Here is a 21242-nt window from a genome sequence, read left to right on the forward strand (position 1 = left end):
ATGTCCGCCATGCACGCATGGCGCCACTATGGGCACAGTCCGGCGACCGAAAAAAGGCAATAAAATTGTGGTTATTGGGCGGGGCATGGCCTCGCTTGCGCTCCGGCCCGGGGTCGTGAGAGGCTTTCGATCCTAGAATATCGGCGGGTGGGGGATGGTCATGGGCGGCGTGCTGCGCCGGTACGGTCCGGTTCTGACCGCGGCGATCCTGCTGGCGGTGGCCGCGTGGCTGCTGCTGCTGGTCGTGCTGCCGCAATTGCTGATGGTGGACTTCTCCTTCCGCCCGTCGCTGCCGCCCAGCAAGGCCGGCGGGCCGGAGGACGTCTACACGCTGCGCAACTATGCGACGCTGTGGACCAACCAGATCCATCTGGCGATCTTCCTCAAGACGATCTGGGCGAGCAGCCTCGTCACCGCCGTCACGCTGGCCGTCTGCTACCCCGTGGCCTTCTACATGGCGCAGGTGGCGCCGCGGCGGCGCCTGCCGCTGCTCGTGTTGATGCTCGTCGTTCCCTTCTGGATCAACGAGCTGCTGCGCACCTTCGCCTGGTACATCATCCTGGCCTTCAACGGGCCGCTGAACGCGCTCCTGGTCGGGCTCGGCCTCTTCTCGGAGCCGCAGCGGCTGCTCGGCGGCGATGCCGGGGTGATCATCGGGATGGTCTACGTCTACATTCTCTTCATGGTGTTCCCGATCATGAACGCCATGGAGTCGCTGGACCGCAACCAGATCGAGGCGGCGCGCGACCTGGGGGCCGGCTGGCTGCGCATCCACCGCCGCATCGTCATCCCTCACGCCAAGCCGGGCATCGCGGTCGGCTGCATCATGACCTTCATGCTGGCGGCGGGCAGCTACGCCGTGCCGGCTCTCCTTGGCGGACCGCAGAGCCGCTGGTTCACCGAGGTCATCTACAACTGGTTCTTCGAGGGCGGGAACTGGAACCAGGGGGCGGCCTACGCCTTCATCCTGCTGATCCTGTGCATCGCCTTCATCCTGCTGATGATGCGGCTGTTCCGCGTCGGCCTCACGGACATCGCCAAGTGACGGGTAACGCGACATGACCGCCGCCACCTTCCGCCGCTGGGTCACCGGAGCCTATCTGGTCCTGTTCTTCGGCTATCTGTTCCTGCCGCTGGGGATCATGGCGGCGGCGACCTTCAACAGCAGCCGCTTCCCGACCGTCACCCCCTGGATGGGCTTCACGCTGCAATGGTTCGGCGCCCTGTGGGCCGACCAGCGCATGTGGCAGGCGCTGGGCACCAGCCTGCTGGTCGGGGCGGGGGTGATCGCGGTGGCGGTGCCGCTGGGGCTGGCGGCGGCGCTGCTGCTCGACCGGCTGCACAGCCGGGCGCGGACCTTCCTCTACGCCGTGATGGTGTCGCCGCTGCTGACGCCGGGGGTGATCGTCGGCATCTCCACGCTGGTCTTCTGGCGGGAGTGGTTCGGGGTGACCGGCGGCCTGTTCCTGACCATCCTGGCGCAGTCCAGCTTCATCGCGGCCTACGCGATGCTGCTGTTCCTGGCACGGCTGCAACGGTTCGATGCGACGCTGGAGGAGGCGGCGCTGGATCTGGGCGCCACCCACGGGCAGGTGTTCCGGCGGATCACGCTGCCCTATCTGACGCCGGCCATACTGTCGGCGTCCTTCCTGGCCTTCCTGCAGAGCTTCGAGAACTACAACACGACGCTGTTCGTCCGCGGGCTGGACACCACGCTGACGGTCTACATCGCCTCGAAGGTGCGCACGGGCCTGACGCCCGCGGTCAACGCGCTGTCGCTGATCCTGATCGCGCTGACCATCCTGGGCGCCGTCGTTTACGAAATCCTGCGCCGGCGCGAAGCGCGCCGGCAGCCGGACCCCGCGTGACGGCGGCGCTTGAAGCGGATGTTCATCCGCTTCGGACCGCGACGGCGGTCCCGGCCGCACATGCGGCCGAAGCCCGCCTCTCGCAGGAACATTGTTCCCGCTGACGGCAGGCGGATGCCATCGGCATCCGCTGAGAGCCGGCGAATGAGGCGTTAAAAACTAAAGCGAACGAAGTTCGCCTTACTCTTCGCTTTCGTCCGCATCCGCTTCGATCTGGGCGGCCAGATCGCGCAGCATGTCGATGACGTCCTCGTGGCTGGTCTCGTCCACGGCGGTGTTCACGGCGGCCTCGATCATGGCGACGGCGATGTAGGGGCCCAGGACCCCGCCTTCCTTGATCGCCGCCTCGAGATGCTTCTCGGCGACCGACAGGGCCTTCTCGAACAGGGCCTCGGCCGTCTGGTTGGTGCTGTCCTTGCTCATCTTGCGGTCCGTTGCGGGTGTATGGTGCGACTCCTATAACACCGGCCCGCCCGGCTTGGCGCGGCAAATCGGGACGCTGCGGGGAATGACCGTCATGCCCGGGCTTGCCCCCGCCCGCCGCACCGGCCACATTCGGCCCGAACCATCATCCGACAGGCGACCATGACCGATCCGACCCGTCCCGACCTCTACCGTTTCTGGATCGCGGAGCATGTGCGCTTCGCCGACCTCGACGCGCTCGGCCACGTCAACAACAACGCCATCGGCGTGTATTTCGAGCAGCTCCGCGTGTCGCTGGTCCATGAGTGCGGCGGTTTCCGCAGCGACTCCCCCTGGACCGTGGTGCTGGCGCGCAGCGTCATCGACTACAAGGCGGAGCTGCTGTTCCCGGCAAACATCCGCGTCGGCGCGCGGGTCGCGAAGGTCGGCAACACCTCCGTCGTCCTGGGGGCGGCGATCTTCGACGGCGACCGCTGCATCGCCGTGCAGGAGGCCGTCTGCGTCATCGTCGACAAGGACAGCCACCGCCCGACGCCGGTGCCGGCCGACCTGCGCGACGCCCTGGCCCGCTACGTGTGAGGACGCCGTGCCGCCCGTATTCCTCGACCGCCGCAAGCTGCTGACCGGCTCCGCCCTGCTGGCCGGGGCCGCCCTGCTGCCGCGCGCGGCCCGAGCGGCGGTGGTGGAGGAGGGAGGGGTGGTGAACCTGTCCGCCGGCCCGGCCCGCGTCAATCTGGCGGGGGCTGGCTTCCCCGACACGGCGGTCTGGGCTTATGACGGACGGATTCCGGGGCCGGAGCTGCGCTTCCGCCAGGGCGACACGGCGCGCATCGCCTTCGCCAACGCGCTGCCGGAGCCGACGACCATCCACTGGCACGGCCTGCGCGTTCCCAACGCCATGGACGGGGTGCCCGGCCTGTCGCAGGCCCCGGTGCCCGCAGGCGGGCGGTTCGACTATGAATTCCCCCTGAGGGACGCCGGCACCTTCTGGTACCACCCCCACGTCAACAGCGGCGTGCAGGTGGCCCATGGCCTGACCGGCGCCTTCGTCGTGGAGGAGCGCGAGCCGATCCGCGTCGACCGCGACCTGCTCTGGCTGCTCGGCGACTGGCGGCTGACCAGGGAGGCGGAACTGGCCGGCGGGTTCGGCCATCCCATGGACGCCACCCACGCCGGGCGCATCGGCAACACCGTCACCATCAACGGCGCCGTCCGGGACAGCGTGCCGGTCCGCGCCGGGGAGCGCGTCCGCCTGCGCCTGATCAACGCGGCGAACGCCCGCGTCTTCGCGCTCGACTTCCAGGGGCACGCGCCGCGGGTGATCGCGCTCGACGGCCAGCCGGTGACGCCGCACGCCCCGCCGGACGGCAAGGTCGTGCTGGCGCCCGGCCAGCGCGCCGACCTCGTGATCGACATGGAGGGCAAGCCGGGGGAGGGGTTCGACGTGGTCGACGGCTTCTACCCGCGCATGGCCTACCGGCTGACCCGGCTGACCTACAGCGGCGAGGCGCCTCTGCGCCACTCGCCGCTGGACGCCCCGGTCGCGCTGGCCCCGAATCCGCTGCCCGAACCCGACCTTGTCGGCGCCGTCCGCCAGGACGTGGTGCTGGACGGCGGAATGCATGGCGCCATGCCAAAGAATGCCGGGCCGCGCGGCCCCTTCTGGGCGCTGAACGGCGTCGCCGCCCCAGGCCATTCATCCATGGGGCTTCACCATCTGGAACCGCTCATCACCGTCAAACGCGGTCAAACGCAGGTGACGGCTTTCGTCAACGAGACCGGCTGGTGGCACCCCATGCACCTGCACGGCTTTCCCTTCCGCGTCCTCTCGCGCAACGGCCAGCCGGCCGAACACCGCGAGTGGCGCGACACCGTCCTGCTCGGCCCCCGCGAGACAGCCGAGATCGCCTTCGTGGCCGAAGAGGCCGGCGACTGGATGCTCCACTGCCATGTTCTGGAGCATCAGGAGACCGGCATGATGGCCGTCCTGAGAGTGACCGCGTGAAACGACCCGCCCCCAAACACCGCCCGTCCCCCCGCAGCGCTGCCCCCCGTACCGCCGAGGTGACCGTCACCGAGGTCGGCGCCCGCGGCGACGGCATCGCCGCCTTCGAGGACTCCAAGGTCTTCGTGCCGCTGACCGTTCCCGGCGACCGCGTGCGGGTGGCCGTCAAAGACCCGGCGAACGCCAAGGGCGACGGTCTGCGCGCCGACCTTCTGGAGATCCTGGAGCCCGGCCCCGGCCGCGCCGCGCCGCCCTGTTCCCATTTCGGAACCTGCGGCGGCTGCACGCTCCAGCATATGGAGGACGCGGCCTACGCCGCCTGGAAGGTCGGGCTGGTGCGGGGCGCGCTGGCCCGCGTCGGGCTGGGCGACGCGGTCCTGGAACCGTTGTCCCGGACGCCGCCGGCGGCGCGGCGGCGCGCCCGCTTCGCCGCGCTGAAGCGGGGGCGCCGCGTCTGGCTCGGCTTCAACGAGCGGATGAGCCACCGGCTCACCGACCTGACGGAGTGTCCGGTGCTGCGGCCCGCCCTGTTCGCCCTGGTGGAGCCGCTGCGCGGGCTGCTGCTGTCGGTGCTGCCGGACGGTGGCGGCTGCGACGTGATCGCCACCGACCTGGAGGGCGGGATCGACCTCGTGCTGGTCGGTCCGCGCAGCCTGGACCGCGCGGCGCGGGAGCGGCTGGTGGCGTTCGGCGAGGCGGAGGGTGTGGCGCGCATCTCCTGGCAGGCCGATGAACGGCAGCCGGATGGCCGCGGCGCCCCGGAACCCATCGCCCACCGCCGGCCGGTGGCGGTGTCCTTCGCCGGCCTGCCGGTGACTCCGCCGCCCGGCGCCTTCCTCCAGGCGAGCGCCGAGGGGGAGGCCGCGCTGGTCGCCGCCGTCCTCGCCAACATCGGGGAGCCGAAGCGGGTGGCCGACCTGTTCGCCGGGCTGGGCACCTTCGCGGTCCCGCTGGCCCAGCGGGCGGCGGTCCATGCGGTGGAGGGGGACGCCCCGGCGCTGGCCGCTCTGAACAAGGCGGCGGGCGCCCTGCGCCTGACCACGGAGCGGCGCGACCTGTTCGAAAACCCGCTGACGGCGAAGGAGCTGGCGCGGTTCGACGCGGTGGTCTTCGACCCGCCGCGCGCCGGTGCCGCCACCCAGGCGCAGGCCCTGGCCGGGTCGAAGGTGCCGCGGGTGGTGGCGGTGTCCTGCAACCCCGCGACCTTCGCCCGCGACGCCCGCACGCTGGTGGATGGCGGCTACGTGTTGAGCCGCGTTTACCCCGTGGACCAGTTCCTGTGGTCCGCCCACGTCGAGGTCGTCGGGGTGTTCAGCCGCCCGTAGGGTCCGCGAGGGGGAACCACGATGGCACGACGATCGTCACCATCGTCGTGCCATCGTGCCGGGGGCCCCTCAGTCCAGCTGCATCACGATGGCCTTGAGGTAGGCCGATTCCGGCAGATGCGGGTGCACCGGATGGTCCGGCCCGGCCCCGGCGCTGCGCAGGATGCGCCCCGTCCGCCCGGCGTCGTGCAGGCCGCGGGCGACCTGCTCGGCGAAGGTCGGCGGGTCGACGTTGTGGCTGCAGGATGCGCAGAGCAGGAAGCCGCCCGGCGCCGTGATCTTCGCCGCCAGACGGGTCATCTTGCGGTAGGCGCGGCAGCCGACGGCGAGGTCCTTCTTGGACTTCACGAAGGCCGGCGGGTCGGCGATGACGACCTCGAACGTCTCGCCCGCCGCGTTCAGCCGCTCCAGCTCGTTGAAGGCGTCGGCGCGGCGCGCCTCGAAGCGGTCGGCCACCCCGTTGGCCTCCGCCGCGCGGGTGGCGTTGTCCAGCGCCCCCTGCGAGCGGTCGACCGACACCACCGACGACGCGCCCTCGACGGCGCAGAGCACGCCGAAGCCGCCGTTGTAGCTGAAGAAGTCGATGGCCCGCTTGCCCTTCGCCAGCTTGGCGATGAAGGCGCGGTTGTCGCGCTGGTCGTAGAACCAGCCGGTCTTCTGCCCGCCCAGCGGGTCGGCGAAGAAGGTGGCGCCGTTCTCCTCCAGCCGGATCGGGCCGTCGATCTCGCCCTTCACCAGCCGGCTTTCCTCCGGCAGCCCCTCCAGCGCGCGCTGGGTGCTGTCGTTGCGCAGGATGACCGCGCGGGGCGCCAGAACCTCGTCGATGGCGGCCAGGATGGCGTCGATCCGCTGGTCCATGAAGACGCTGTTGGCCTGCACCGTCACCACGTCGCCGTAGCGGTCCACGATCAGCCCCGGCAGCCCGTCGGCCTCCGCGTGCACGACGCGGTAGAAGGGCCGGTCGAACAGCGCCTCGCGCATCGCCACCGCGCGCCTCAGCCGCTCGGCGAGGAAGGCGTGGTCGACCACCGTCGCCGGGTCGCTGGAGAGCATCCGCGCGGCGATCAGAGTGTGCGGGTTGAAGGTGGCGATGCCCAGCGGAGTCCCGCCGGGGTCCAGCAGGCGCACCGGGCTGCCCGGCGGGATGGCCTTGGCCGCCGTGTCCATCTGGACTTCGTTGGAATAGACCCAGGGGTGGCCGTGCAGGACGCGCCGCTGGCGGCCGGCCTGCAGATGGATCGCCCGGTATTTGACGGGGGTGGTGGGGGTGTCGGTCATGATGGCGCATCCTAGCCGCTCGCGCCCGCCGAGCAAACGGTCACGTCGATGGAGTCGTGGGAAACGGGGCCTGGATTCGCGGGAGGGAGGGGGATGGCGGCCCACTCCGGCGGGGCTTACGGGATGCCGAGCGGGGTTTCCGCCTGCGACCGATGCGCGCGGTTGTCGTTGGCGCCGTCCATCGCCTTGCACAGCCGCAAGGTTTCCGTGCGGTGCCCGTCCTGGTGAAAGCAGCTCAGCAGCGAACCGCGCGACCCGGCCTCCCCGGCCAGCAATTCCGGCAGCGAGGTGTGGATCGCCGTGCATCCGTGGCCGCGCGCCAGACGATCCATGGAGCGCAGCAAAGTCTCCGCCGGGCCCGTCATGTCGAAAAGGTCGAGCACGACGAAATTCTCCACGGCCAGAATTCGGCCATGGCGAAGATGCTCCGCAATAGCGTATGAGAAAAGTCCATGGAGGTACCCCCGTGCATTCTGCACGGTCATGATGCCGGTCGGTGTCGCGGGGGTATCAACCGGCCCGATAAGTGCTGCGGCAAATGCGCGCCATTGCTCCACCGGCAGGTCCGGGAATATGGCCCGCACCAGTGGATAGGCCTGGTCGATCTGACGCTGACCGAGAGGTTTCGCGATGAAGCTTTCGTCCATGCCCGTCCGACCGCGTGAAGGACGGTGAACGATGGCAGGCACCGGTAAGACCGGTCGTTGACGTAGATCAATGTTGCAAGGTCCACCCCTACACATATTGGGATTATTGGAGGCAGGCGCAACCGGCGTCCGCATAAGAAGTGCATCGTATGTGAACCTGCCCCCCTCCTTAACAGTACGTACCCAGCGGTGGTGCAACCTCAGAGGGAGCGGCCCGAGCCGCCCGGGGCAAACGGGAGAGATTGAATGACATCAGCGACTCTGACGCCAGGGGCCGCCCTGGGCAGCCAGCGGGTGTCGGAAAATGTGCGTTACTACGAAGACGCCGTCCGACTCTTCGTCATCGCTGCAGTGTTCTGGGGCGTCGTCGGCTTCCTCGCCGGCGTCTTCATCGCGCTGCAGCTCGCTTTTCCGGCGCTGAATCTCGGCCTTGAGTGGACGAGCTTCGGGCGCCTGCGGCCGGTCCACACCTCGGCCGTGATCTTCGCGTTTGGCGGCAACGTCCTGTTCGCCACCTCGCTCTACTCCGTGCAGCGCACCAGCCGCCAGTTCCTGTTCGGCGGCGAAGGCCTCACGAAGTTCGTCTTCTGGAACTACAACATCTTCATCGTCCTGGCGGCGCTCAGCTACGTGCTCGGCTACACCCAGGGCAAGGAGTATGCGGAGCCGGAGTGGATCCTCGACCTCTACCTGACGGTCATCTGGGTCCTCTACGCCATCCAGTTCATCGGCACGGTGATGACCCGCAAGGAGTCGCACATCTACGTCGCCAACTGGTTCTTCATGGCGTTCATCCTGACCGTCGCGATCCTCCACATCGGCAACAACGTCAACGTCCCGGTGTCGCTGACCGGGATGAAGTCCTACCCGTTCGTCTCGGGCGTGCAGAGCGCCATGGTGCAGTGGTGGTACGGCCACAACGCGGTCGGCTTCTTCCTGACCGCCGGCTTCCTCGGCATCATGTACTACTTCGTTCCGAAGCGCGCGGAGCGGCCGGTCTACTCGTACCGCCTGTCGATCGTGCACTTCTGGACGCTGATCTTCCTCTACATCTGGGCCGGCCCGCACCACCTGCACTACACGGCCCTGCCGGACTGGGCGCAGACGCTGGGCATGACCTTCTCGGTCATGCTGTGGATGCCGTCCTGGGGCGGCATGATCAACGGCATCATGACCCTGTCAGGTGCCTGGGACAAGCTGCGCACCGACCCGGTCCTGCGCTTCCTCGTGACGTCGGTGGCCTTCTACGGCATGTCGACCTTCGAGGGCCCGCTGATGTCGGTGAAGCCGGTCAACGCCCTGTCGCACTACACCGACTGGACGATCGGCCACGTGCACTCCGGTGCGCTCGGCTGGGTGGCCTTCATCTCCTTCGGCGCGATCTACTATCTGGTCCCGGTCCTGTGGAAGCGCTCGCAGCTCTACAGCCTGCGTCTGGTCAGCTACCACTTCTGGACCGCCACCATCGGCATCGTGCTCTACATCACCGCCATGTGGGTGTCGGGCATCATGCAGGGCCTGATGTGGCGCGCCTACGACAACCTCGGCTTCCTCCAGTACTCGTTCGTCGAGACGGTCGCGGCCATGCATCCCTTCTACGTGATCCGTGCTCTGGGCGGCGTCCTGTTCCTGGCTGGTGCCCTGATCATGGTCTACAACCTGTGGCGCACGGCCAAGGGTGACGTCCGCATCGAGAAGCCCTATGCCTCCGCCCCGCACAAGGCGGCGGTCGGTGCGGCCTGACGCCGGAGGAACTGAGAAAATGGCTGAGCAAAAAAAGGGCTTTAGTCACGACACGATCGAGCGGAACACGCTTCTGCTCATCGTTCTGATCCTGATCACCGTGTCGATCGGCGGCCTCGTCCAGATCGTCCCGCTGTTCACGATCGAGTCGACGATCGAGAAGGTGGATGGGGTCCGTCCCTATTCGCCGCTCGAACTGGCTGGCCAGAACATCTACTTCCGCGAAGGCTGCTACAACTGCCATAGCCAGCAGATCCGTCCGTTCCGCGACGAGGTGGAGCGTTACGGTCACTACTCGCTGGCCGCGGAAAGCATGTACGACCATCCCTTCCAGTGGGGCTCCAAGCGCACTGGTCCGGACCTGGCCCGCGTGGGCGGCAAGTACTCCAACGACTGGCAGGTGGCCCATCTGGTCGATCCGCGCGCCGTGGTGCCGGAGTCGATCATGCCGGGCTACGCCTGGATGAAGGACCGTCCGCTGAAGTACACCGACATCCAGGATCACATGAAGACCCTGCGCATCGTCGGCGTCCCCTACACGGACGAGCAGATCGCCAGCGCCAAGGCCGACCTCGAAGCGCAGAAGAACCCGGACGCCGACACGGCCGGTCTGACGAAGCGCTACCCGAAGGCCGTCGTGGCGAACTTCACGGGCAACAAGGGCGTCACCGAAATGGACGCGCTGGTGGCCTACCTGCAGGTCCTGGGCACCATGGTGGATTTCACCAAGTACCAGTCGCCCAAGCAGCTCCAGCAGTAACCGGGAGGGATCCATGGACTTGGATTCGATCACTGTCGCCCTGCGGTCCTTCTGGACCGTCTGGCTGGCCCTGCTCTTCACCGGCATCGTGGTCTACGCCATGTGGCCAGGCAACCGGGGCAAGTTCGAAGACGCCTCCCGGATCCCGCTCAAGGATGATGGTCAGGAGTTTTAGGCCATGGCACAGAAAGAAAAGGACGCCCTGTCCGGCGTCGAGACCACCGGTCACGAGTGGGACGGCCTGCGGGAGCTGAACAACCCCCTGCCCAAGTGGTGGCTGTACATCTTCTACGTCTGCATCGCGTGGTCCCTCGTCTACTACGTGTTCTACCCGGCCTGGCCGCTGGGCAAGAGCTACACGAAGGGACTGCTCGGCTACTCGCAGCGCGAGGAGCTGGTGCAGAAGGTCGCCGACGGCAAGAAGGCCCAGGAAAAGTATCTGACGGCCATCGCGGCGACCTCCGTCGAGGACATCCAGAAGAACAAGGACCTCCTTGCCTTCGCGATGGCCGGCGGCCGCTCCTACTTCAACGAGAACTGCGCGGCCTGCCACGGCGCCGGCGGTCAGGGCGCCAAGGGCTTCCCGACGCTCGCCGACGACGTGTGGCTGTGGGGCGGCTCCAGCGCCGACATCTACAAGACCATCCAGCACGGCATCCGTGCGGATGACGGCGACACCCGCGGGACCGTCGGCATCGGCATGACCGCCTTCGGCCGGGACGGCATCCTGAACCGCGAGCAGATCGGTCAGGTCGCCGAGTATGTCCTGTCGCTGAACAAGCGCTCGACCGACGCCGCCGCGGCGGCGAAGGGCAAGACCGTTTACGAAGAGAACTGCGCCGCCTGCCACGGCGAGAACGCGCAGGGCTCGGTCGCGGTTGGCATGGACGTCGGCGCTCCGCCGCTCGTCACGGCCAACTGGCTGTATGGCGGCGACAAGGCCACGCTGGTGGAGACCATCACGAACGGCCGCGCCGGCGTGATGCCCGCCTGGTCGAAGCGTCTGGACGACGCGACGATCAAGTCGCTGGCCGTCTACGTCCACAACCTGGGCGGCGGCAAGTAAGCCGTCCAGCCAGGAAGGACCGGCCGGGAGGGGAATTCCCCTCCGGGCGGGTTCGCCGGACTTCGGTGCCGGGGAGGCGACTCCCCGGCATTTTCTTTGTCCGGGCCGCCATGTTCCGGCCCGCGATGGCTGCGCCGGGGAGGTCGGAAGTGCCCCGATCCGCCCCCCAATCCGCCGCCAAATCCTTTGATCCAGCGCAATGCCCCTGTGACGTTCTGCCGCCATAGTCCCCTCGCCACGGCCGAACCATGTCGGCATGGCCAAGCCGCCCCAAGGGCGGACGCCAGAAGAAGAGGGCGAGGTCATGAGCACGACCACCGAACAGCCGCCATCCCGAAGCGATGTCTTGGAACGCCCGGCCACTGGAGACGCGCCCGCCGCCCCGCCGAAGGCGCAGCGTCGCGCGTCGCGCTCGATGTACCAGAAGCACGCCAAGGTCTATCCCAAGGCGGTGCACGGCACCTTCCGCCGCATCAAATGGACGGCGCTGGCGGTTCTCCTGGCGATCTACTACGTGCTGCCCTGGGTCCGCTGGGACCGCGGGCCGAACGCCCCTGACCAGGCGGTCCTGCTCGACCTCGCCAACCGCCGCTTCTACCTGTTCTTCGTGGAGCTGTGGCCGCAGCAGATCTACTACCTGACCGGCGCGCTGATCCTGGCGGCGCTGGGCCTCTTCCTGGCGACCTCGCTGGCCGGCCGCGTCTGGTGCGGCTACGCCTGCCCGCAGACGGTGTGGACCGACCTCTATGTCTGGGTCGAACGGCTGGTCGAGGGCGACCGCGGCGAGCGCATCCGCCTGGACCAGGGCGCCTGGACCGCCCGCAAGGCCGGGCGCAAGCTGTTGAAGAACCTGATCTGGCTGCTGATCGCGCTGGCGACCGGCGGCGCCTGGATCTTCTACTTCACCGACGCGCCGACCCTGCTGGGCGAGATGCTGCGGTTCGAGGTGTCCTCGACCGCCCTCGGCTTCATCGGGCTGTTCACCGCCACCACCTACCTGCTGGCCGGCTTCGCGCGGGAGCAGGTCTGCACCTACATGTGCCCGTGGCCGCGCTTCCAGTCGGCGATGATCGACGAGGACAGCCTGGTCGTCACCTACCAGGACTGGCGCGGCGAGGGCCGCAGCCTGATGCGCAAGTCGCAGAGCTGGGAGGAGCGCAGGGCCGAGGGGCTGGGCGACTGCATCGACTGCTTCAACTGCGTCCAGGTCTGCCCCGCCGGCATCGACATCCGCGACGGGCTGCAGATGCAGTGCATCGGCTGCGGCCTGTGCATCGACGCCTGCGACGAGATCATGACCAAGGTCGGGCGCCCGACCGGCCTCATCACCTTCGACACCCAGACCAATCAGGTGGCCGTCGCCACCGGCGGCCAGCCGGTGCCTTTCCGCCTGCTGCGCCCGCGCACGATCCTCTACACGCTGATGATGCTGGTCATCGCCGGCGGCATCGGCGTCGGGCTGCTGCTGAAGCCGGGGCTGGACATCAGCGTGCTGCGCGACCGCGCCCCGCTGTTCGTGGCGCTGTCGGACGGGTCGGTGCGCAACGCCTTCACCTTCAAGATCTCCAACATGACCCGCGACCCGCGGGCCTACACGCTGGCCGTGTCCGGCGTGGCGGGGGCCAGCCTGTCGGTGGCCGGCGAAGGCCAGGACGAGCAGGCCGGCACCCAGCGCCTGACCGCCGGTCCGGACATGGTGGCGACCTACAGAATTTTCGTGACCGCGCCGCGCACCGGTTTGCAAGGCGCCTCCCAGCCCCTTACCTTCAGGCTTACCTCGGCCGATGGTGAGGTGGCGACCTATGACTCCGTCTTCATGGGGCCGGCCAACTGATCCCGACCGGCTCTTCGCGCTGCATTCACCAAAGGTCAAGACGACGATGACGCTGTCCACCGACGCCGGAACCCGCCGCACCCCGCCCTGCCGGACCGGCCGCCAGCCCGGCTGGTACATCCCCTGGATCTTCGTGGCCGGTTTCGCCGTCGTGATCGCGGTCAACGGCGTGATGCTGCACTTCGCCCTGTCGAGCTGGACCGGCGTCCAGACCGAGCAGCATTTCATGAAGGGGCTGAAGTACAACGAGGATCTGGCCGGCGCCCGCGCCCAGGCCGAGCGCGGCTGGAAGGTTGCCACCGACTTCACCGCCACCGAGGCGCAGAAGGGCATCCTGGCGCTGACGCTGCACGACAAGTACGGCAACCTGCTGAAGGACGCCGAGGTGAAGGTCGCCTTCATCCGCCCGACCAGCGAGGGCCACGACGTGCGCCTCGACCTGCCCTATCTGGGCGAGGGCCGCTTCGCCGCCCCGGTGGCGCTGCCGCTGCCCGGCCAGTGGGACCTGCGCGTGGAAATCCACCACGCCACCGGCGACTACCAGGACGAACGGCGCCTCTTCGTCAAGTAAGCGGCCCGTCCGCAACGCCCCATCCGCAACGCAACAGCACACCAGCACACGGGTTTCGTGACATGACCGTCTGCCTCCACTGCGGGCAGGAGCATCCCGAGGGCACCGGCACCACCGCCTCCGACGGCGCCGGCCCCTTCTGCTGCACCGGCTGCGCGGCGGCCTACGACCTCGTCCGCGGGCTCGGACTGGAACGCTATTATGAGCGGCGCTGCGTCGATCCCGCCGCCCGGCCCCTGCGCCCGGACGGCGAGGCGCCGCCGCTCGACTACGCCCCCCACGCCAAGCCGGGGGCCGACGGCACCGCCTCGCTGCACCTGATGATCGACGGGCTGCAATGCGCGGCCTGCGTCTGGCTGATCGAGACGGCGCTGGCCCGCCAGCCGGGGGTGACCCACGCGCGGCTGAACATGACGACGCGCCGCCTGTCGGTGACGTGGCGCGAGGCCGAGACCGACGCCAACACCGTCGTCGACACCGTCGCCCGCATCGGCTACCGCGCCGTGCCCTTCGACCCGGAGCGGCTGGGCGACGCCCAGGCGAAGACGGAGAAGGAACTTCTGCGCTCGCTCGCCGTCGCCGGCTTCGGCGCCAGCAACGTGATGCTGCTGTCGGTGTCGGTCTGGGCCGGCCACGCCACCGGCATGGGCTCCGCCACCCGCGACCTGATGCACTGGCTGTCGGCGCTGATCTGCATGCCGGCCATCGCCTACGCCCTGCGGCCCTTCGCGCGCTCGGCCTTCCAGGCGCTGCGGCGCGGGCGGACGAACATGGACGTGCCGATCACCATCGGCGTCCTGCTCGCCACCAGCATGAGCCTGTTCGAGACGATCAACAGCGGCCAGCACGCCTATTTCGACGGCGCGATGATGCTGCTGTTCTTCCTGCTGATCGGGCGCTACCTCGACCAGCGGGCGCGGGGCCGCGCGCGCTCGGCGGCGGAGCAGCTTCTCGGCCTGCACGCCACCTCGGTGACCGTGCTGAGCGAGGACGGGCGCAGCGCCATCGTCCCGCCCGATCAGGTCAGCCCCGGCTCCACCGTCCTGGTGGCGGTGGGCGAGCGGGTCGCGGTGGACGGCACGGTGGCCGACGGCGTATCCGACCTCGACACCGCCCTGATCACCGGCGAGACGGTGCCGGGCAGCGTTCGCCCCGGCGACCGCGTGTTCGCCGGCATGCTCAACCTCACCGCCCCGCTGCGCGTGACCGTGACGGCGGTGGGGGAGGGCACGCTGCTGGCCGAGATCGTGCGGCTGATGGAGGTGGCGGAGCAGGGCCGCGCCAAATACGTCGCCATCGCCGACCGCGTGTCGCGCCATTACGCCCCGGTCGTCCATGTGGCGGCGCTGGGCACCTTCCTGGGCTGGCTGCTGCTCGGCGGGCTGCCCTGGCAGGATTCGCTGATGAACGCCGTCGCCGTGCTGATCATCACCTGCCCCTGCGCGCTGGCGCTCGCCGTGCCGGTGGTGCAGGTGATCGCCAGCGGGCGGCTGATGCGGCAGGGCATCCTGCTGAAGACCGCCACGGCGCTGGAACGGCTGGCCGTCATCGACACGGTGGTCTTCGACAAGACCGGCACCCTGACCGAAGGGCGCCCCGTCCCGCAGCTCGACGGGGTGGCCGAGGACGACCTGCGCCTCGCCGCGGCGCTCGCCGGGGCCAGCCGCCACCCGCTGGCCCGCGCCCTGACCCGCGCGCTGCCCAACGTTCCCGTCGCCGCCGGCGTGCGGGAGGTGCCCGGCGCCGGCCTCGCCCTGGACGGTCCCGAGGGGGAAATTCGGCTGGGCAGCCGCGCCTTCACCGGCGCGCCGGACGCGGCGGAGGACGCCGCGGGGCCGGAGCTGTGGCTGGCCCGCCCCGGCGCCACCCCGGTGCGCATCACCTTCCTCGACGCGCCGCGCGCCGACGCCGCGGCGGTGGTGCGCGGGCTGAAGGCGCGGGGCCTGGACGTCCGGCTGCTGTCCGGCGACCGCCGGGGGGCGGTTGCCGCCGTGGCCGCCCAGCTGGGCATCGAGGATTGGCGCGCCGGCCAGACGCCCGCCGACAAGACCGCCGTTCTGGACGCGCTCGCCGCCGAGGGGCGGAAGGTGCTGATGGTCGGCGACGGGCTGAACGACGCCCCGGCGCTGGCCGCGGCCAGCGTGTCGATGTCGCCGTCCACCGCGGTGGACGTCAGCCAGACCGCCGCCGACGTGGTGTTCCAGGGCCGCCGCCTGCGCCCCATCCTGGAGGCGCTGGAGGTGTCCCGCCGCTCCGGGCGGCTGGTGCGCCAGAATTTCGCCATCGCGCTGGTCTACAACCTCTTCGCGGTGCCCATCGCCATGGCGGGCATGCTGACGCCGCTGCTGGCGGCGCTGGCCATGTCCTCCTCCTCTCTGATCGTTATCGCCAACGCCCTGCGGCTCAGCCGCGGCGCGGTGACCAAGGACCTGACCGATGACCGAGCTTCTCTATCTGATCGCGATCGCGCTGAGCCTGGGGCTGATGGGCCTGGGGGCGTTCCTGTGGGCTCTCAAGTCCGGGCAGTTTGACGATCTCGACGGGGCGGCCCACCGCATCCTGTTCGACGACGAGCCGCCGCGCCCGAACGCCGAGCCGTCCAGCCCGCCGAAGGGCCGCTGAGAGACCGCTGAGAGACCGCTCTTAAGGCGTGGCTATGGCAATTCGGCCACGGCCCCTGCGAGCACCGTTGCGAAACAGACCGAATATGACGATTATGGGAGCGTTGTACGGCTAAGGGTTGGGTCATGCCATGCCACCCTTTGACATGGGGCGCGCCCGCGAAAAGGGCGCGGCGAGTGAGATGAATCCCTGTGGGGCCTGTCCCGTGCGCAGTCTGACCGTCTGCGCCGCCCTGGACCCCGAGGAATTGCGCCGTCTCGCCGACATCCTGCAGACCTCCCGCGTCGAAGCCGGCCAGACCCTGTTCAGCGAGGGCGACGCGGCGGACGCGCTCTACAACGTCACCGCCGGCACCGTGAAGCTCTACAAGCTGCTGCCGGACGGGCGCCGCCAGATCACCGGCTTCCTCGTCACCGGCGACTTCCTGGGGCTGGCCGTCAACGACAGCTACGCCTACACCGCGGAAACGGTCACGGCGGCGACGCTCTGCCGCTTCCCGCGCAAGAAGATCGACGCGCTGATGGACGAGTTCCCGAAGATGCAGCGCCGTCTCTTCTCCATGGCCTCGAACGAGCTGGCGGCGGCGCAGGACCAGATGCTTCTGCTCGGCCGCAAGACGGCGAAGGAGAAGATCTGCTCCTTCCTGCTGATGCTGTCCCAGCGCGCCGCCCGGCGCGGGCACAAGGAAAACCCCGTCTACGTGCCGATGAGCCGGGCCGACATCGCCGATTACCTGGGCCTGACCACCGAGACGGTCAGCCGCACCTTCACCCAGCTGAAGACCGCTGGGGTGATCTCGCTGCAGGAAGGCAACAAGGTCCTGATCAGCGACATGGACGCCATCTACGACATGGCCGAGGGCTGCTGAGCCTCTTTCCGGACACGAAACGATTTGTTCGGTCATCGTTCGTGATCTGATATGTCGTATTCCAGCAAAAATTCGCATCTTTCGTGCGATCCCGCTCTGGCGGGACGCGCCCGCGCGGGCTAACATCCGCCGCCCGACCGGCCGGAACCAGTCACAACAACGACGGCCGGCCCAAAGAAGAACGGCTGCAACAGCCTACGCTCAGGAACCGAACCCCGATGACCGAACCCGATACGAAGCGCGTCACCGACGAAGAAGCCCTTCTGCTGCACTCCTCCGGGCGTCCGGGCAAGCTGGAGATCGCGCCCACCAAGCCGCTGACGACCCAGCGCGACCTGTCGCTGGCCTATTCGCCGGGCGTGGCCGTCCCCTGCCTGCGCATCGCCGAGGACCCCAGCACGGCCTACGACTACACGGCCAAGGGCAACATCGTCGCCGTCATCTCCAACGGCACGGCGGTGCTGGGGCTGGGCGACCTCGGTGCGCTCGCCTCCAAGCCGGTGATGGAGGGCAAGGCGGTCCTCTTCAAGCGCTTCGCCGACGTGGACGGCATCGACCTGGAGGTCGATACGAAGAACGTCGACGAGTTCGTCAACTGCGTCCGCTTCCTCGGGCCGAGCTTCGGCGGCATCAATCTGGAGGACATCAAGGCGCCGGACTGCTTCATCATCGAGGAGCGCCTGCGCGAGCTGCTGGACATCCCCGTCTTCCACGACGACCAGCACGGCACCGCCATCATCGCCGCCGCCGGCCTGATCAACGCCTGCGACATCACCGGGCGGAACATCAAGGACATCACGATGGTGGTCAACGGCGCCGGGGCGGCGGGCATCGCCTGCGCCGAGCTGTTCACGACCATGGGCGTGCCGCGCGAGAACATCATCCTGTGCGACACCAAGGGCGTCGTCTACCGCGGCCGCACCGACGGCATGAACCAGTGGAAGTCGTCCTTCGCGGTGGAGACGGACAAGCGCACGCTCCAGGAGGCGGTCGCCGGTTCGGACGTCTTCGTCGGCCTGTCGGCCAAGGGCGCGATGACGCCGGAGATGGTCAAGTCGATGGCGGCGAAGCCGATCATCTTCGCGCTGGCCAACCCCGACCCGGAAATCACCCCGGAGGAGGTGAAGGCCGTCCGCTCCGACGCCATCGTGGCGACGGGCCGCTCCGACTACCCGAACCAGGTCAACAACGTCCTGGGCTTCCCCTACCTGTTCCGCGGCGCGCTCGACGTGCGGGCGACCACCATCAACGAGGCGATGAAGGTCGCCGCCGCCAAGGCGCTGGCCGCCCTGGCGCGCGAGGACGTGCCGGACGAGGTGGACGCCGCCTACTCGGGCCGCCGCCTGCGCTACGGGCCGGAATACATCATCCCGGTGCCCTTCGACCCGCGGCTGATCGTGACGGTCCCCGCCGCGGTGGCCCAGGCCGCCATGGAATCCGGCGTGGCGCGCAAGCCCATCGTCGATCTGGCGGGCTACCGGAACGCGCTGCGCACCCGGCTCAACCCCACGGCGGACAGCCTCCAGCTCATCCTGGAGAAGGTGAAGGCCAACCCGCGCCGCGTCGTCTTCGCCGAGGGCGAGGAGGAGCGGACGATCCGCGCGGCGCTCGCCTACCGCGCCGCCGGCTTCGGCACGCCGGTGCTGATCGGGCGCGAGGAGGTCATCAAGGAGCAGCTGGCGGCGATGGGCCAGTCCGGCGTCTCGCTGGAGATCCACAACGCCCGCGTCTCCGACGCCAACCGCCGCTACAGCGACTATCTGTACCGCCGGATGCAGCGCAAGGGCGCCCTGCTGCGCGACTGCCAGCGCATGGTGAACCAGGACCGCAACGTCTTCGCCGCTCTGATGGTGGCGCAGGGCGACGCCCACGCCATGGTCACCGGCCTGACCCGTACCTTCGGCGTCGCCTTCGAGGAGATCCGCCGGGTCATCGACGCCAAGGCGAACGAGCCGGTCTTCGGCCTGCACGTCTTCCTGACGCGCAACCGCACGGTGCTGATCGCCGACACCACGGTCCATGTCCGGCCGAACGGCCAGACGCTGGCCGACATCGCCATCGGGGCCGCGGCCAAGGCGCGGCAGATGGGGCACGAGCCGCGGGTGGCGCTGCTGTCCTTCTCCAACTTCGGCCAGCACCCGCACCCCCACACCGACCCGCTGCGCGAGGCCATCTCCATCCTCGACAGCCGCCGCGTCGATTTCGAGTATGACGGGGAGATGTCGGCGGACGTGGCGCTGGACTATCAGCTGATGAAGCGGGTCTACCCCTTCTGCCGGCTGTCCGGCCCGGCCAACGTGCTGATCATGCCGGGGTTGCATTCGGCCAACATCACGGCGAAGCTGCTCAACAAGATGGCCGGCGGCCAGATGATCGGCCCGCTGCTGATCGGCTTGGACAAGCCGGCGCAGATCGTCACCATGGGCGCCTCGGTCAACGATCTGGTCACCGCGGCGGCGCTGGCGGCCCACGACTCGCTGCCCTGGTAAGCGGCGGAGCGCTCTTCGGACGACGCGCGGGCCGGGTGTCGACCCCGGCCCGCGCGTTAATCTTTTGTGACGCCCGCTCACCGGATTGCGGGATGGTGTAAAAGCGGAGTTCCGTCTCCAAAGCCGTCCGCATGACGCACGAGAAGCGCCGATCATGACTCCCAAGCCGATGCCGCCCCTCCGGTTGATCGTCGCCGCCGCGCTGGTGCTGGCGCCGCTGCTGCCGGCCCTGTGGGGGCTGTGGCGGCAGGGGACGATCGGGCCGCTGGTGGCGATTCTGGGGGGTCTGGCCGGGGTCGGCGGGGTGGCGCTGATGATCCGGCTCTATTTCCGCGACTTGCGGACGGTGGCCGCCCACGCGGCGCGGCTCGCCGCCGGCCCGACGGAGCCGGTTCCGCCCTTGCCGGCCACCGCCTCCGCTCCGGTGCGGGCGGCGGCGGCGGCGGCGGTGCGGCTGCACCGGGTGATGAACGGCCGCACCGAACTGGCGCTGGCCCAGCTCGAAGCCAACGAGTCGATCATCGAGGCGCTGCACGACCCGCTGGTCCTCGTCGGGGCGGAGCGGCAGGTGGCGCGGGCCAACCAGGCGGCGCGCGCCCTGTTCGGCGACCGCATCCTCGACCGCGACCTCGCCGCCTCGCTGCGCAACCCGGCGGTTCTGGAGGCGGTGGACGCCGTGCTGAAGGGCGGCGCCTCGCGCATCCTGGAATTCAGCCTGCCGGTGCCGGTGGAGCGCATGTTCGAGGTGCGGGTCAAGCCCTTCCAGCGGCGCGTTCCCCGCCCGGCCCCCGGCGAGGACGGGGTGCCCGCCGGAACCGTGCCGGGGCGGATGGTCATCCTGACGCTGCACGACATCACCGCGCTGCGCCGGTCGGAGCAGATGCGCGCCGACTTCATCGCCAACGCCAGCCACGAGCTGCGCACGCCGCTGTCCTCGCTGCTCGGCTTCATCGAGACGCTGCGCGGCCCCGCCCGCGAGGATCTGGAGGCGCACGAGCGCTTCCTGTCGATCATGCAGGACCAGGCCAGCCGCATGGCCCGCCTCGTCAACGACCTGCTGTCGCTGTCGCGGATCGAGCTGGACGAGCACATGCCGCCCGCCGGCACGGTCGATGTGCTGGACCGGCTGGACGGGGTGATGGCGGCGCTGGAGCTGAAGGCCGCCAGCCGCCGCATCCGCCTGACGCTGGAGGCGCCGGACACCCTGCCCGCGGTGGTCGGCGACGAGGACCAGCTCACCCAGGTCTTCCAGAACCTCGTCAGCAACGCGATCAAGTACACGCGCGAGAACACCGACGTGACGGTCGCCGTGTCGCTCGCCGACGGCATGGCGGTCGGGGTGTCCGGCCCGGCGGGCCGCGGCGGGCGGGGGATGCCGATGGTCGCCGTCGCCGTGCGCGACCAGGGGGAGGGCATCGCCCGCACCCATCTGCCGCGCCTGACCGAGCGCTTCTACCGCGTCGACGCCGCCCGCTCGCGCGCCATGGGCGGCACCGGGCTGGGGCTGGCCATCGTCAAGCACATCGTGAACCGCCACCGCGGCCGCCTGACCATCGAAAGCGCGGTGGGGGTGGGCAGCACCTTCACGGTCTATCTGCCGGCGTCGTCGGAGGAGTCGGGAGAGGGCCGCGCCGCGGAGCCCGCGCGGCGCCAAGCCTAGAGGTTGCGGGCGCCCCCATCCGGCGTGACCGAAAGTGGGCGCAGTCACGAAACTGTCATAAAAGCGTAATCAGCGCGTCGCGG

General features: G+C 69.2%; 19 protein-coding genes. 16 read left to right on the forward strand and 3 right to left on the reverse strand.

The window, feature by feature from the left end; all coding sequences use genetic code 11:
* The first annotated feature begins 160 nt into the window (after positions 1-160).
* Together TSH58p_RS11695 and TSH58p_RS11700 are read left to right on the forward strand one after the other, a co-directional pair.
* Positions 161-1045 carry an ABC transporter permease gene (locus TSH58p_RS11695; RefSeq protein WP_109069270.1) on the forward strand — a complete coding sequence of 295 codons (885 nt, stop codon included), beginning with the start codon at positions 161-163 and terminating at the stop codon, positions 1043-1045.
* Positions 1046-1058: 13 nt separating this feature from the next.
* Positions 1059-1868 carry an ABC transporter permease gene (locus TSH58p_RS11700; RefSeq protein WP_109069271.1) on the forward strand — a complete coding sequence of 270 codons (810 nt, stop codon included), beginning with the start codon at positions 1059-1061 and terminating at the stop codon, positions 1866-1868.
* 180 nt (positions 1869-2048) lie between these two features.
* Here the strand turns inward: TSH58p_RS11700 and TSH58p_RS11705 are convergent, their stop codons facing one another.
* Positions 2049-2291: a hypothetical protein gene (locus TSH58p_RS11705; protein ID WP_035670021.1), complete on the reverse strand. Its 243-nt coding sequence runs from the start codon at positions 2289-2291 to the stop codon at positions 2049-2051.
* Positions 2292-2453: 162 nt separating this feature from the next.
* On the opposite strand from TSH58p_RS11705, the gene TSH58p_RS11710 reads away from it, so the two are divergent.
* From TSH58p_RS11710 to TSH58p_RS11720, 3 genes are read left to right on the forward strand one after another with little or no spacing between them, the layout of a single operon-like run.
* On the forward strand, positions 2454-2870 hold the full coding sequence (locus TSH58p_RS11710; protein WP_109069272.1) for a thioesterase family protein: 417 nt from the start codon (positions 2454-2456) through the stop codon (positions 2868-2870).
* Between the two features lie 7 nt (positions 2871-2877).
* Entirely contained in the window at positions 2878-4296 is a 1419-nt protein-coding gene (locus tag TSH58p_RS11715) for a multicopper oxidase family protein (protein WP_109069273.1), read from the forward strand.
* Positions 4293-5621, forward strand: a complete 1329-nt coding sequence (locus TSH58p_RS11720) for a class I SAM-dependent RNA methyltransferase (RefSeq protein ID WP_109069274.1) — start codon at positions 4293-4295, stop codon at positions 5619-5621. Before TSH58p_RS11715 ends, TSH58p_RS11720 begins: the two co-directional genes overlap by 4 nt.
* A gap of 69 nt (positions 5622-5690) precedes the next feature.
* On the opposite strand, the gene TSH58p_RS11725 is transcribed toward TSH58p_RS11720, so the two are convergent.
* Positions 5691-6899, reverse strand: coding sequence for a class I SAM-dependent rRNA methyltransferase (locus tag TSH58p_RS11725; protein ID WP_109069275.1), 1209 nt, complete (start codon positions 6897-6899; stop codon positions 5691-5693).
* A gap of 116 nt (positions 6900-7015) precedes the next feature.
* A complete protein-coding gene (locus TSH58p_RS11730) occupies positions 7016-7546 on the reverse strand; it encodes a hypothetical protein (protein WP_109069276.1) in 531 nt (176 codons plus the stop codon).
* Between the two features lie 246 nt (positions 7547-7792).
* Here TSH58p_RS11730 and ccoN point away from each other — a divergent pair, with 246 nt between their 5' ends.
* From ccoN to TSH58p_RS11785, 11 genes are all read left to right on the forward strand, one after another.
* Complete coding sequence (gene ccoN, locus TSH58p_RS11735) at positions 7793-9289, forward strand: cytochrome-c oxidase, cbb3-type subunit I (RefSeq protein WP_109069277.1); 1497 nt, start codon at positions 7793-7795, stop codon at positions 9287-9289.
* 19 nt (positions 9290-9308) lie between these two features.
* Positions 9309-10049, forward strand: a complete 741-nt coding sequence (gene ccoO, locus TSH58p_RS11740; protein WP_109069278.1) for a cytochrome-c oxidase, cbb3-type subunit II — start codon at positions 9309-9311, stop codon at positions 10047-10049.
* Between the two features lie 13 nt (positions 10050-10062).
* Complete coding sequence (locus tag TSH58p_RS11745) at positions 10063-10224, forward strand: cbb3-type cytochrome c oxidase subunit 3 (protein ID WP_109069279.1); 162 nt, start codon at positions 10063-10065, stop codon at positions 10222-10224.
* 3 nt (positions 10225-10227) lie between these two features.
* On the forward strand, positions 10228-11115 hold the full coding sequence (ccoP, locus tag TSH58p_RS11750; RefSeq protein WP_109069280.1) for a cytochrome-c oxidase, cbb3-type subunit III: 888 nt from the start codon (positions 10228-10230) through the stop codon (positions 11113-11115).
* A 304-nt stretch (positions 11116-11419) separates the two neighbouring features.
* The gene (gene ccoG / locus TSH58p_RS11755) at positions 11420-12949 is read left to right on the forward strand and encodes a cytochrome c oxidase accessory protein CcoG (RefSeq protein ID WP_109069281.1); all 1530 of its coding nucleotides are present in this window, start codon (positions 11420-11422) and stop codon (positions 12947-12949) included.
* Positions 12950-12995: 46 nt separating this feature from the next.
* Positions 12996-13520, forward strand: coding sequence for a FixH family protein (locus TSH58p_RS11760; protein ID WP_109069282.1), 525 nt, complete (start codon positions 12996-12998; stop codon positions 13518-13520).
* A 62-nt stretch (positions 13521-13582) separates the two neighbouring features.
* A complete protein-coding gene (locus tag TSH58p_RS11765; protein ID WP_109069283.1) occupies positions 13583-16051 on the forward strand; it encodes a heavy metal translocating P-type ATPase metal-binding domain-containing protein in 2469 nt (822 codons plus the stop codon).
* Complete coding sequence (gene ccoS, locus TSH58p_RS33925; RefSeq protein ID WP_247873944.1) at positions 16005-16142, forward strand: cbb3-type cytochrome oxidase assembly protein CcoS; 138 nt, start codon at positions 16005-16007, stop codon at positions 16140-16142. Before TSH58p_RS11765 ends, ccoS begins: the two co-directional genes overlap by 47 nt.
* Positions 16143-16347: 205 nt before the next feature.
* On the forward strand, positions 16348-17010 hold the full coding sequence (locus TSH58p_RS11775) for a Crp/Fnr family transcriptional regulator (RefSeq protein WP_247873943.1): 663 nt from the start codon (positions 16348-16350) through the stop codon (positions 17008-17010).
* A 218-nt stretch (positions 17011-17228) separates the two neighbouring features.
* Positions 17229-19499, forward strand: a complete 2271-nt coding sequence (locus TSH58p_RS11780) for an NADP-dependent malic enzyme (protein ID WP_109069284.1) — start codon at positions 17229-17231, stop codon at positions 19497-19499.
* Between the two features lie 154 nt (positions 19500-19653).
* Positions 19654-21159, forward strand: a complete 1506-nt coding sequence (locus TSH58p_RS11785) for an ATP-binding protein (RefSeq protein WP_109069285.1) — start codon at positions 19654-19656, stop codon at positions 21157-21159.
* Positions 21160-21242 lie beyond the last annotated feature (83 nt).

This window comes from Azospirillum sp. TSH58 (assembly GCF_003119115.1).
Classification (GTDB): Bacteria; Pseudomonadota; Alphaproteobacteria; order Azospirillales; family Azospirillaceae; genus Azospirillum.